Here is a 12,467-nt window from a genome sequence, read left to right on the forward strand (position 1 = left end):
TTACTATGCTGCATAGTGTACGTTTACTTGATGTTATGCATCAGCTACTGAAATATATGCAGCTTTATACAGTAATTTGCAGGTTGAGCGATGTCCAACAGCTATTTAACCACTGCTGAAGTGGCCGATTATTTGCGCTTAAAAGAGCGCAAGGTGTATGACTTGGTGCGCCAAGGCCATCTTCCCTGCAGCCGCGCTACTGGAAAGCTGCTATTTCCTCGTCAGCACATTGACATCTGGGTGCTTAGTCACTTGGAAGGCGACCAAGCGCAGCGACAGGCGCCTCCGGCGGTATTAGCCGGCAGCCAAGACCCGCTGTTGGAGTGGGCCGTGCGCGAGAGCGGCAGTGATCTGGCCTCGTTGTGTCATGGCAGCGGCGACGGCGTGCGTCGCTTGCTAGAGGGCAAGGCAATGCTGGCGGGCATTCATCTGCTCGATGCCTCTTCCGGGCGCTATAACGAACCCGCTGCGCTGGGGTTAGGCGGGGTGCGCGATCTGATTGTGCTGCACTGGGCATCGCGTCGCCAGGGGCTGCTACTGGCGCCGGGTAATCCGCTGAACCTTCGGTCGGTAGGCGACATTGCTAAACAAGGAGCGATGCTTGCTCATCGTCAGCCGGGAGCGGGGGCCGCTCAGCTATTGAACTGCTTGTTGCAACAGGCGGACGTCGCGCCCGAAGCGCTGAGATGGACAGCGCACCCCGCGCTTAGCGAAGATGATCTGGCGTTGGTCATTGCCCAAGGTGACGCCGATGTGGGATTAGGCATGGAGGCTGCTGCACAGCGTCAGCAGCTAGATTTCATCCCGTTGGTGAAGGAGTCTTTCGATGTGGTGATGCATCGGAGAAGCTACTTTGAACCAGCCGTTCAGGCACTTTTTGCGTTTGCCCGCACGTCCCGATTTGCCCAACGGGCCAATACAATCAACGGTTACGATGTGAGCCAACTGGGCCGCGTATTGTACAACGCTTAAGCGCGCCCCACCTGGACGGATTCGCTATCTACGCTTGACGATTGTACAAGATGCACCACACTGGAGAGGCGTTGTAGACATAACCTCATCACGAAAAGGAGAGCATGATGAATCAAGCATTGAATGGTAAACGTGCTGCTATTTTAGCGTCTGACGGTTTTGAAGAGTCCGAGCTTAGCGTGCCCCGTGCAGCGCTCCAAAAAGAAGGAGTTGAGGTGCATGTCGTCTCGCCGGAGGGCAAAAACATCCGCGCTTGGGCCGAAACCGACTGGGGGGATACGTACGACGCTGACAAGGCGTTGGCAGATGCTAAAGAATCAGATTACCACGCCCTGGTGCTGCCCGGTGGCCTGTTCAATCCGGACGAGCTGCGTTTGAACGACGACGCACTGAGCTTCGTCAAAGCGTTCTTTCAAGCGGGTAAGCCCGTTGCCGCCATCTGCCACGCGCCGTGGATTCTGATTAATGCCGGCGTAGTAGAAGGGCGCACAATGACCTCCGTGCCGAGCGTAGCCCAAGACCTGCGTAACGCCGGTGTGAACTGGGTGGATGAGCCGGTTGTCGTAGATAGTGGCTTGGTCACCAGTCGCACCCCTAAAGACTTAGACGCCTTTAACGCCAAACTGTTGGAAGAGTTGCAGGAAGGTCGCCACTCAGGTCAGCACGCTTAATGGCGTGGTACCACCAGTGGGCAAGCTTTGCCAAAAGACTTGCCCACGTTGTTGCAAAACCGATGAAGCGGGACAGTGGTCGCAGTGGGATGATGGTGCATCCCTACCGCGGTTATGGTTCCCAGCGGGAAATATTTGTTATGGGCCGAGTGTTTCGTCAGGCGGCCCTGGGTCGTGCGATACCTCGCCGAGGAATGCTGCGGGACACCGCCGATGTGGCCCGGCGTATCTTTCGGCGTGGTTTACCTGATGCCCAGATCGAGATCCAGGTTGGCGACAATCAGCTATGCATGACCACTGACCGCGACGGCTACTTTGATGCCCACTTGCCGATCAGTACACCGCTACCGGTTGACGTCTCTTGGCACCGTGCCGATATATTGGTGCACGCTGAGGGGCACCCGCCTATCCGTACCAGTGTTGAAGTCTATGTGCCCCCTCCTGAGGCGGATCTGCTGGTGATTAGCGATATTGACGATACGGTCATGTTTACCGGGGTAGCGGAAAAGCTCAAAATGCTTTATCGGCTTTTTGTGCGCAAACCTCACCGCCGTACAGCGTTTCCAGGGGTCGCGTCGCTCTATCAAGCGCTTTATCGTGGGCAGACCGAAAAGGCTGAGCGGCCGATTCTTTATGTTTCCCGTGGCCCTTGGGCCATTTATGAAATGTTGGAAGCCTTCTTCCAAATAAACCGGATTCCAGTAGGCCCGATTCTATTTTTGCGAGAGTGGGGAATCTCCTGGCGCAAGCCTTGGCCGCGTCGAGCGGAAGCCCACAAACGAGATCTCATTGATCGCATGCTAGCGCTGTACGCTGACATGCCCTGCATTTTGATTGGCGACAGCGGCCAACATGATCCTGAGGTGTATACCGAGGTCGTCAAAGCCTATCCTGGTCGGATTAAAGCAATCTATATTCGTCGGGTGGATAAAGACCCAAAACGTGAAGCGGCCATACAGCGACTGCGGGATGAATTAGCCCATGCAGAGTGTGAGTTGGTGCTGGCGGCAGACAGTGTTTTGATTGCTGAGCACGCCCACGCCCAAGGCGATATTTCTGCCAGGGGGCTGCAGGCAGTGCAGCGGGATGTTGAAGCACATCGGAACGCCCCTGATTAAATTGCGGATTAGCCCTGGCGTATGCACCACTGCCGCGAACGTGATAAAACTAAATGCCTATAAACGGGTCATTTAGTTAGACCTTTCATCAGGGGTGAATATCATGTTCGCGGCGTTTTTAGGCTCGGTGCTTTTATGTACATCGTATTAATTGTGCTGGCGCTGGCTATCTTTGTGCTGCCCAATCTCTGGGCGAAATGGGTGCTAAAGCGCCATACCCGTGGGCGTGATGATTACCCTGGCACCGGGGCGGAGCTAGCCGACCATCTATTACGCCGTTTAGGGGTAGAAGGCGTCAAAGTTGAGCGCACGGAGTATGGCGACCACTATGACCCCGAAGCGAGGTGCGTGCGCCTTTCTCCCGACCATTACGATGGCCGCTCACTTACCGCCGTCACCGTGGCTGCCCATGAAGTGGGGCATGCCATCCAGCACCATGAAGGCTATACGCCTTTGCTAGCGCGCAGCCGTTTAGTACAAGTGGCTCAGAAAGCCGAAAAGCTGGGCGCTATTTTAATGATGGCGGCGCCTTTTCTGTTTGTACTTACCCGGCTGCCAGGCGGGTTAGCCGTGGTGATTGCTATGGCGGTGATTAGCTTTGGCACCGCCGCGCTCGTTCATCTGGTAACGCTACCGGTGGAGTTTGATGCCAGTTTTAACCGCGCACTGCCACTGCTCAAAGAGTACGTTCCTCCTTACGATATGCCGGGCGCCCGCCACGTACTCACCGCTTGCGCGTTTACCTACGTGGCCGCGTCACTGGCCAGCGTGATGAACTTAGGCCGCTGGCTGGTGATTTTGAGGCGCTAGGTTATGTTTCAGCGGATAGGCCCGGCTTATTCGCTAAAATCACCGCCCGTCGTGGGGCTGGGTAGCCTTCAATCGTGCGGGTGCGGTCATCGGGATCGAGAAAATCCGCCAGTGATTGATAGGTCATCCATTCGGTTGAGCGTTGCTCGTCAAGCGTTGTGACTGCTTCATCCACCACACGCACGTTGGTAAATCCACACCGTTCTAGCCAGTGGCAAAGCGCTTTGGAGGAGGGCAGAAAATAGACGTTGGGCATTGCAGCGTAGCGCTCGCCAGGCACAAACACCGTTTGTTCATCACCTTCCACCACCAGCGTCTCTAATACCAGTTCGCCGCCGGGGGCTAGCGCATCTTTCAGCTGCTGTAAGTGCTCAAGAGGTGAAGGGCGGTGGTAGAGCACGCCCATGGAAAAGACCGTATCAAAAAAGCCCAGCTTTTCCGGTACGTCTTCTATGCCCACCGGCAGAAACTGCGTACGGCCTTCATCAGCGTTGCCGACAAAGTGGCGCACCGCCTGAAACTGCCAGTAAAAGCGCGGCGAAGGGTCGATCACTAGCACAAACGCCGCGCCTTCACCGGCCATGCGCCAAGCGTGGTAGCCACTGCCGCCGCCCACATCCAGTACCTTGCGGTACTTTAACGGGGCGAGGTGCGGGGCGACGCGTTGCCACTTCCAGTCAGAGCGCCACTCGGTGTCGATATCAATACCACCAAGCCGAAAGGGGCCTTTGCGCCAGGGGGCGAGTTTACGCAGCAGGTTAAAGCACTGGCGCTGCTGGCTATCAGTCAAGGCCACGTCGACCTTCAGCGTATCGCTGGTTAGATCGACGTGGCGCTCTTCTGGCAGAGCGGGCAGTTTAGCAACGGCTTTTTCCCAGGCCGAAAGGTCGCCGTGGCGCTGGCGGTCCAGCCCATTGGCGAGCTGCTCTGGCAGCTTGGCTAGCCAAGGGGTTAACGTGGCGTCTTGCGTTGCCTGGTCTAAAAACGCTTGATAGAGCACGCGATGATCGTCGGGCAGTAGCGGCACGTCACCCCTCCTTAAAGGCGATTAGCGAGGTGAAGTTCAGGTACTGGAACCAGGTCAGTGAGCGAGGGAAACCCGCCTGGGCTAAGCGGCCATGCAGGGCGTCTAAGGTGTCAGGGATCAGTACGTTTTCCAGCGCGGTGCGCTTTTGGCTGATTTCCATATCGCTGTAGCCGTTGGCGCGTTTGAAGTCGTGGTAGCGCTCCACCCGCCAGGCGTTATCCCGCTCATCGGCATCGATGGTTTTTTCCGACAAAATAAGCACGCCGCCGGGTTCTAGTGCGTTGTAAAGCCGCTTCAGCAGCGCATCGCGATCAGCGGGGGGCAGAAACTGCAGCGTAAAGTTGAGAATGATCATGCCGGAAGGCGCATACTCAAGCGTACGTATATCGGCTTCTTCCACCTGCATGGCGTGATCAGGGCACTCGTCTTGAAACGTTTGCTTGGCTCTAGCCGCCATGGCAGGTGAAAGGTCTACCCCGGTGTAGCGAAATGCATCGGCAGGCAGCGCGCCCGCCAGCGCCAAGCCTGATGCCCCCAGCGAGCAGCCTAGGTCGTAAACATGCGCGCCGTGGCGCAGGTGGCGTTGGGCAATTAAGCTCAACATGCCAAGAATTTGCCCATAGCCGGGCACCGAACGGCGGATCATATCAGGGAAGCACGCGACCACCTGTTCGTCGAAGGAGAACCTTGCCACCTTATCAAGGGGTGTTGAAAAGATAGCGTCGCGGTAAGATGCATCACTCATGGGCTAGCCAGGTTTGTTAATGAGGCTGCGTAGTTTACGCGGCCTTGGTTAACCAGAACAGACCTGCCCATCACAGATTCCTGCCACATGGAATGACGCCACAGGAGAGGGCACATGGCATCAGCAACACGCGCAACCCCAGATACGCTACCCGCATGGCAAACGCTGACGCAGCATGCTCAGTCGCTGCAACGCGTTCATTTGAAAAACCTATTTGGTGACGATGCCAGTCGATGGACCAACTTTACGCGTCAAGTGGCGGGGCTCACCCTGGACCTTTCCAAGCAGCGTTGGGACGACGATACCTTAGAGCACCTGTTAGCACTTGCCCATGAAGCAGGCGTGCCAGGGGCGATTGACGCCCTGTTGAGCGGTAAGCGGGTAAATGTCAGCGAAAATCGTCCAGCGCTGCACACCGCTCTTCGGCTACCTGCCGATGCCGTGCTTAACGTGGAAGGCCACAACGTGGTCCGCGACGTGCATGAGAGTCTTGCCCAGATGGAGCGCCTAGTGCAGCGGCTGCACGCGGGGCAGTGGCGGGGGGCGACCGGCAAACCGATCCGTCATGTGGTGAACCTGGGGGTGGGCGGCTCGGACTTAGGGCCGCTAATGGTTACTCATGCGTTAGCGGATTATCGCCCAAAGGATATTCACCCGGTAGAGGTGCATTTTGCCTCCACCATGGATGGCTCCCAATTAGCGGATTATTTGAGCCGCTTTAATCCAGAAACGACTATTTTTGTGCTCTCGTCCAAGTCATTCACCACCATCGACACGCTTTCCAATGCCAACACAGCCCGAGACTGGCTGCTAGGGCGGCTTTCCAAGCATAGCGATGTGTTGGACAGCGGCCAGCAAACCCGTACCCATGCCAACCCCGTCAGCGCGGAGCTGGTCATTCGTCAGCACTTTATCGGCGTTTCCGCTAGCCCCGACAAAATGAGCGAGTGGGGGATTGCGCCAGATCACCAGCTGATGTTCTGGGAGTGGGTAGGCGGACGCTACTCGCTGTGGGGCACCATTGGCCTGCCCATTGCGCTGGTGGTTGGCATGGAAAACTTCCGCGAACTGCTGGCAGGCGCCCATGCGATGGATACCCATTTTCGCCATGCGCCGTGGGAGGATAATCTGCCGGTGCTGCTGGGCTTGGCAGGTATTTGGAATGTCAATTTTCTAGATATTCGCGCCCATTCGATTCTGCCTTACGATGGACGATTGGAGTACTTTGCCGCCTACCTTGAACAGCTGGAGATGGAGTCCAACGGCAAGTCAGTCACTAGTCAGGGTAAGGCGGTGAACTACTCAACCTGCCCGGTGCTATGGGGGCAGCTTGGCCCCAACGCGCAGCACGCGTTTTATCAGTTGCTTCACCAAGGCACTCAGCCGGTGGTGTGCGATTTTATTGCCCCGCTGAAGCGCTATGACGAAGTGGAAGACCCGGACACCCGTCGGCACTTGAAAGCCCAGCACCGGTTAGCATTGGCGAACTGCTTTGCTCAATCACGGGTGCTCATGCTGGGGGATGACGCCCTCGACGATGACGGTCCCCGCCCAGAGCATAAGCGCTACCGAGGCAATCAGCCCTCTTCTACAGTGCTGTTAGATAAGTTAACACCATCTACTCTGGGTGCCTTAATCGCTCTATACGAGCACAAAGTCTTTGTGCAAGCAGTGATCTGGGATATCAATCCGTTTGACCAGTGGGGTGTGGAGCTAGGCAAGCAAATTGCCACCGACACCCAATCGATCATCGACGGCGAAGGCGATATTTCCCGTATGGATGCTTCTAGCCGAGGGCTAATAGAAGCATTTTGGACTGCAGAGCAGGAGCACGGGAATCAGTAAGGGCGCTTAGTGGCATCCGCCGAAGGGCATCTTTTAGTCCGCTGCGGACAATAAGCATGGCTAGATATACAGCTTTTTGGTTTTCCGCTATCCTGTGCCCTTTTGTCAGCTGTCACGCGTGGCGGCTGGCAATGCTTTTTTCAGGAACCGTTATTTTTCAGGAACCGACGCTACATGACCCAGTTTGATGCCTCCCAGTATGGCGCGAGCTCTATTGAAGTCCTGTCCGGTCTCGAACCGGTGCGTAAGCGTCCCGGTATGTACACCGATACCTCGCGGCCCAATCACCTTGCTCAAGAAGTCATTGACAATAGTGTCGACGAGGCACTTGCCGGGCATGCAACGGCCATCAGCGTAATACTTCATCCGGATGGCGCCATTGAAGTTCAGGACAACGGTCGCGGTATGCCCATCGACCTGCACCCTGAACACGGCGTCTCAGGCGTTGAACTGATATTTACCAAGCTGCACTCTGGGGGCAAGTTTTCCTCTTCTAGCTACCGTTTTTCGGGGGGCTTACACGGGGTGGGCGTGTCGGTGGTTAACGCCCTGTCGCGCAGGCTAGACGTTGAAGTTACCCGTAATGGCGCACGCCATGCCATGGCATTTGAATTTGGTGAAAAAGTTGAAGAGCTGCACGAAATTGGCAAGGCAGCAAAAAAAGCGACGGGCACGCTCGTTCGATTCTGGCCGGACGAGAGCTACTTCGACAGCCCAAAACTTGCGCTCTCTAGGCTAAAGCACCTGCTGCGGGCAAAGGCTGTGTTATGCCCTGGGCTTGCTGTTACCTTGGTAGAGCCCGACGGCACTAAAACCGAGTGGGCCTATGCCGATGGTCTGCGCGACTACCTTGCCGAAGCCACGGATGGCTATGAAGTGCTTCCTAAAGAGCCCTTCGTGGGCCATTTTATGGATGATGAGAACGGTGTGGATTGGGCAATTCAATGGCTACCTGAAGGCGGCGAAGCGCTGCTGGAAAGCTACGTCAACCTGATCCCAACGCCCCAAGGTGGCACTCACGTTAACGGCTTTCGCTCTGGCCTTTTAGACGCCCTGCGGGAGTTCTGTGAATACCGCAGCCTGCTGCCCCGAGGCATCAAGCTTACCGCCGACGACCTGTGGGAGCGCGCCTCGTTCGTGCTCTCAGTGAAGATGCTCGACCCCCAGTTTGCTGGGCAAACCAAAGAGCGGCTCTCATCGCGCACCATTGCTGGCTTTGTTTCTGGCGTCGTAAAAGACGCCTTCTCACTATGGCTTAACCATCACGTTGAGCAGGCTGAGCAGCTGGCCGACATGGTGATTAGTGCCGCCCAGCAGCGTCAGAAAAAGTCTAAAAAAGTAGCGCGGAAAAAGATCACGTCTGGCCCCGCATTGCCTGGCAAACTCGCCGACTGCTCTGGCCAAGACCCCGCCCAAAGCGAGCTTTTTTTAGTAGAGGGTGACTCCGCTGGCGGTAGTGCTAAGCAGGCGCGTAATCGCGAAACCCAAGCGATTCTCCCTCTGCGCGGAAAAATCCTGAATACCTGGGAAGTAGAGACCCACGATATTTACGGCTCTCAGGAAGTGCACGATATCGCCGTGGCGATTGGTGCCGACCCAGGCAGTGCGGATCTGGAGAAATTGCGCTACCACAAGGTGTGCATTCTCGCGGATGCCGACTCCGACGGCCTGCATATTGCAACGCTGCTATGCGCGCTCTTTGTTCGCCATTTCCCGAGTCTGGTCGATGCCGGCCACGTTTATGTAGCGATGCCACCGCTTTACCGCATCGATTTAGGTAAAGAGGTTCACTACGCCCTGGATGAGAGCGAAAAAGCCGCCATTCTCAAGCAGCTGGCTACAAAGCGAGGCACCCCCAATGTTCAGCGCTTTAAAGGCTTGGGTGAAATGAGCCCGCTTCAGCTACGCGAAACCACTATGGCCGTGGAAACCCGCCGTTTAGTCCAGCTCACCCTAGAAGAGGGCGACGGTACCCTGGAAATGATGGATATGCTGCTGGCCAAAAAGCGCGCCAGCGACCGCAAGAAGTGGCTGGAAGATTACGGCAACCTCGCAGACATTGAGGTATAACCCCCGATGACCATGGATATTCAAGTAGCGGAGGGTGATGTCGAACGACTCTCCCTGCGCGACTACACCGAAAAAGCGTACCTCGACTACTCGATGTACGTCATTTTAGACCGCGCGCTGCCCAATATTGGCGATGGCATGAAGCCTGTGCAGCGGCGAATTATTTATGCCATGCGCGAGCTGGCGCTGCATGCCAACGCCAAGTACAAAAAATCGGCGCGTACTGTCGGTGACGTATTGGGTAAATTTCACCCCCACGGTGACAGCGCTTGTTACGAAGCCATGGTGCTGATGGCGCAGTCGTTCAGCTACCGCTACCCGCTGGTGGATGGCCAAGGTAACTGGGGTAGCCCGGATGACCCGAAATCCTTTGCGGCCATGCGCTACACCGAGGCTAAGCTTTCCAAGTTTGCCGAGGTGCTACTTAGCGAACTAGGCCAGGGCACCGTGGAGTGGGCGCCTAACTTCGACGGCACTATGCAAGAGCCTGTCGTATTGCCAGCCCGATTACCCCATGTGTTATTGAACGGGGGCACTGGCATCGCGGTGGGTATGGCGACGGATATACCGCCCCATAACGTGACGGAAGTTGTCGAAGCGACCTGCCATCTGCTGCGCAATCCCAACGCCACGACTGCTGATTTAATGGAGTTCGTCCCTGCGCCAGATTTCCCAACGGATGCAGAAATCATCACGCCGCAAGCGGACCTGCGTAAGCTTTATGAGACTGGCCGAGGCTCAGTCAAATTACGCGCCCGCTATATTCGCGAAGAAGCCAACATTGTTATCACGTCGGTGCCGTATCAAGTGAGCGGTGCCAAAGTGTTAGAGCAAATCGCCGCGCAAATGCAGGCCAAAAAGCTGCCTATGGTGGCTGATCTGCGTGATGAATCGACCCACGAAGAGCCGACCCGTCTGGTGATTGAGCCACGCTCGAGCCGAGTCGATGTCGAATCGCTGATGGCCCACCTGTTTGCCACCACGGATCTAGAGAAGAACGTGCGGGTGAACATGAATGTCATCGGCCTGGATGGCCGTCCCCGCGTCATGCCGCTTCCCGATATGCTGGGTGAGTGGCTGCGCTTTCGCCGTGCAACGGTGCGTCGCCGGTTAGAGCACCGCCTAGGCAAGGTCGAAGATCGGCTGCATATTCTGGAAGGCCTGCTGATCGCCTATCTAGACCTTGACGAAGTGATCCGTATTATTCGTGAAGAGGACGACCCCAAAGCCTCGCTGATGGCTGCTTTTAGTCTCTCTGAGCGTCAGGCTGAAGCCATTTTAGAGCTGCGCTTGCGTCATCTTGCCAAGCTGGAAGAGATGAAAATTCGCGGCGAGCAGGATGAGCTAGAGAAGGAGCGCAAGACCCTGCAAGGGCTGCTAGGCAGTGAAGCCAAGCTAACTACGCTGATCGAAAAAGAGATCCGCGCCGCCGGTAAAGAGCACGGCGACGAACGCCGTTCTCCGTTGGTTGAACGCGCTGAATCAAAAGCGCTTTCTGAGGTCGAGCTTTTAGGCGCCGACCCAATAACCGTGGTGCTGTCGGATAAAGGTTGGATTCGCGCCGCGAAAGGCCACGATATTGACCCTGGAGGACTCTCCTATAAAGCGGGTGACAGTTTCCGTCTCGCAGCCCGGGGTAAAACTAACCAGCCGCTGGTGTTGCTGGACGAGACAGGGCGCGCTTATACGCTGGCGGCGCACAATTTGCCCAGTGCACGCGGGCAGGGTGAACCGGTGACAGGCCGCGTAAATGTGGCGGCAGGGGCGCAAATGGCCGGTCTAATGCTGGCACCGCCCACCCAGCGTTATCTTCTGGCCAGCGATGGCGGCTATGGTTTCGTGGCTCAGCTTGAGGCGCTCACTGGCAAAAACAAAGCAGGTAAGGCCGTGCTGAGCGTGCCGAAAGGCTGCAGCGTGATGCCCCCGATTGAAGTCCCAGCAGGCGAGGCGCTTTGGGTAGCCTCGGTCTCTAATGAAGGCCGCCTGCTGCTGTTCCCACTGGATCAATTGCCCGAGATGTCTAAAGGCAAGGGTAATAAAATGCTCGATATTCCTGGCCCACGGGCAGCACGGCGCGAGGAATTTGTACGCGATATTACCGTTGTGGCGGATGATAAAGAGCTGATTATCCATGCGGGTAAGCGCAAGCTGACGCTAAAAGCCGACGATCTCGCGTATTATCGCGGTGAACGCGGCAGGCGGGGCAGCAAGCTGCCGCGTGGTTTCCAAAAAGTTGATCGTTTAGAAGCTGGGGAGTAACGGATGGCACGCGGGAATATTCTGGTCACACTGTTAGCGCCGCGCCTGACGGCCACGATAGAGTCAGCGGTGGCGGCGTTCATAGCGCAGTTTGGCCTGCAGGAAGAGCGTCGCCAAACGTTGGCAGAGACGGCTCACGGCAGCGCTATGGATTGCCTAGCGCTTCATTTATACGGTGCGCCCGAGGGGTTAACGTCATTACGTCAGGCAGCGCTAGAGCTGAGTGCCGCGCACGGTGTGGATCTAGTGTTGCAGCCCTCCCGAAACCAGGCCACGCCGCGGTTGGTCTGCTTCGATATGGACTCCACGCTGATTAAAGCGGAAGTGATCGATGAACTGGCACGCCGTCATGGCGTGGGTCAAGAAGTGGCGGAAGTTACTGAGCGTGCCATGCGCGGCGAACTGGATTTTAAAGCTAGCTTTCGCGAGCGTATGAGCAAACTGGAAGGCTTGGAAGAGTCAGTGCTGGCCAGCATTGCCGCTGAGCTGCCGCTGATGGATGGCGTTGAGCGCTTGATGGTGAACTTGAAGCGCTTGGGCTATCGAACAGTGATTCTATCAGGCGGCTTTACCTACTTTGCCCGCTACCTGCAGGAGCGGCTTGGATTTGACGAAATTCATGCCAATGAGCTGGTTATTGAGGATGGTAAAGTCACCGGTGCGGTACAGGAGCCGATCGTCGATGCTGAGCGTAAAGCGGCACTGTTAACGCACATTGCCGAACGGGAAGGGGTGCCATTGGCGCAAACCGTCGCCGTCGGCGATGGCGCGAACGACCTAAAAATGCTGGCGGCTGCAGGCTTAGGCGTAGCATTTCGCGCCAAACCAGTGGTGCGTGCCGAAGCGCGTCAAGCGATCTCGGTGGCGGGGCTAGACGGCGTGCTTTACTTGCTGGGCTACAGCGACGCGGATCTACTCTAAGACGACGCGCTTCCAGCCTAAAACGGCGG

The 12,467-nt window shown here is 56.6% G+C and carries 10 protein-coding genes; 8 read left to right on the plus strand and 2 right to left on the minus strand.

Features of this window, described 5'->3' with window-relative positions; translation table 11 throughout:
* The first annotated feature begins 90 nt into the window (after window positions 1-90).
* The 4 genes from LOS15_RS03695 to LOS15_RS03710 all read left to right on the plus strand — a co-directional run bounded on the left by LOS15_RS03695 (window position 91) and on the right by LOS15_RS03710 (window position 3,571).
* Complete coding sequence (locus LOS15_RS03695; protein ID WP_263068198.1) at window positions 91-972, plus strand: helix-turn-helix transcriptional regulator; 882 nt, start codon at window positions 91-93, stop codon at window positions 970-972.
* A gap of 107 nt (window positions 973-1,079) precedes the next feature.
* Window positions 1,080-1,643, plus strand: coding sequence for a type 1 glutamine amidotransferase domain-containing protein (locus tag LOS15_RS03700; protein ID WP_263069610.1), 564 nt, complete (start codon window positions 1,080-1,082; stop codon window positions 1,641-1,643).
* Window positions 1,643-2,761: an App1 family protein gene (locus LOS15_RS03705; protein WP_263068199.1), complete on the plus strand. Its 1,119-nt coding sequence runs from the start codon at window positions 1,643-1,645 to the stop codon at window positions 2,759-2,761. The genes LOS15_RS03700 and LOS15_RS03705 overlap by 1 nt, the downstream gene beginning before the upstream one ends.
* Window positions 2,762-2,896: 135 nt before the next feature.
* The gene (locus LOS15_RS03710; protein ID WP_263068200.1) at window positions 2,897-3,571 is read left to right on the plus strand and encodes a zinc metallopeptidase; all 675 of its coding nucleotides are present in this window, start codon (window positions 2,897-2,899) and stop codon (window positions 3,569-3,571) included.
* A 1-nt stretch (window position 3,572) separates the two neighbouring features.
* Here the strand turns inward: LOS15_RS03710 and cmoB are convergent, their stop codons facing one another.
* Both cmoB and cmoA read right to left on the minus strand, forming a co-directional pair.
* Window positions 3,573-4,598: a tRNA 5-methoxyuridine(34)/uridine 5-oxyacetic acid(34) synthase CmoB gene (gene cmoB / locus LOS15_RS03715; RefSeq protein WP_263068202.1), complete on the minus strand. Its 1,026-nt coding sequence runs from the start codon at window positions 4,596-4,598 to the stop codon at window positions 3,573-3,575.
* 1 nt (window position 4,599) lies between these two features.
* A complete protein-coding gene (gene cmoA / locus LOS15_RS03720) occupies window positions 4,600-5,343 on the minus strand; it encodes a carboxy-S-adenosyl-L-methionine synthase CmoA (RefSeq protein WP_263068204.1) in 744 nt (247 codons plus the stop codon).
* Window positions 5,344-5,457: 114 nt separating this feature from the next.
* Between cmoA and pgi the strand changes: the two genes are divergently transcribed.
* The 4 genes from pgi (at window position 5,458) to serB (ending at window position 12,438) form a co-directional block, all read left to right on the plus strand.
* Window positions 5,458-7,188 (plus strand): glucose-6-phosphate isomerase, encoded by a 1,731-nt coding sequence (gene pgi, locus LOS15_RS03725; RefSeq protein WP_263068205.1) that lies wholly within the window; start codon window positions 5,458-5,460, stop codon window positions 7,186-7,188.
* 174 nt (window positions 7,189-7,362) lie between these two features.
* Window positions 7,363-9,258, plus strand: coding sequence for a DNA topoisomerase IV subunit B (gene parE / locus LOS15_RS03730; protein WP_263068206.1), 1,896 nt, complete (start codon window positions 7,363-7,365; stop codon window positions 9,256-9,258).
* Between the two features lie 6 nt (window positions 9,259-9,264).
* Window positions 9,265-11,517: a DNA topoisomerase IV subunit A gene (parC, locus tag LOS15_RS03735; RefSeq protein ID WP_263068207.1), complete on the plus strand. Its 2,253-nt coding sequence runs from the start codon at window positions 9,265-9,267 to the stop codon at window positions 11,515-11,517.
* Between the two features lie 3 nt (window positions 11,518-11,520).
* A complete protein-coding gene (gene serB / locus LOS15_RS03740) occupies window positions 11,521-12,438 on the plus strand; it encodes a phosphoserine phosphatase SerB (protein WP_263068208.1) in 918 nt (305 codons plus the stop codon).
* Window positions 12,439-12,467: the final 29 nt, after the last annotated feature.

Source organism: Halomonas sp. 7T, from assembly GCF_025643255.1.
GTDB lineage: Bacteria > Pseudomonadota > Gammaproteobacteria > Pseudomonadales > Halomonadaceae > Vreelandella.

What these genes read in the sequence shown, in the direction of transcription:
- LOS15_RS03695 (WP_263068198.1), top strand. Translation starts at nt 91, where the DNA reads ATGTCCAACAGCTATTTAACCACTGCTGAAGTGGCCGATTATTTGCGC.
- LOS15_RS03700 (WP_263069610.1), top strand. Translation starts at nt 1,080, where the DNA reads ATGAATCAAGCATTGAATGGTAAACGTGCTGCTATTTTAGCGTCTGAC.
- LOS15_RS03705 (WP_263068199.1), top strand. Translation starts at nt 1,643, where the DNA reads ATGGCGTGGTACCACCAGTGGGCAAGCTTTGCCAAAAGACTTGCCCAC.
- LOS15_RS03710 (WP_263068200.1), top strand. Translation starts at nt 2,897, where the DNA reads ATGTACATCGTATTAATTGTGCTGGCGCTGGCTATCTTTGTGCTGCCC.
- cmoA (WP_263068204.1), bottom strand. Translation starts at nt 5,343, where the DNA reads ATGAGTGATGCATCTTACCGCGACGCTATCTTTTCAACACCCCTTGAT.
- pgi (WP_263068205.1), top strand. Translation starts at nt 5,458, where the DNA reads ATGGCATCAGCAACACGCGCAACCCCAGATACGCTACCCGCATGGCAA.
- parE (WP_263068206.1), top strand. Translation starts at nt 7,363, where the DNA reads ATGACCCAGTTTGATGCCTCCCAGTATGGCGCGAGCTCTATTGAAGTC.
- parC (WP_263068207.1), top strand. Translation starts at nt 9,265, where the DNA reads ATGACCATGGATATTCAAGTAGCGGAGGGTGATGTCGAACGACTCTCC.
- serB (WP_263068208.1), top strand. Translation starts at nt 11,521, where the DNA reads ATGGCACGCGGGAATATTCTGGTCACACTGTTAGCGCCGCGCCTGACG.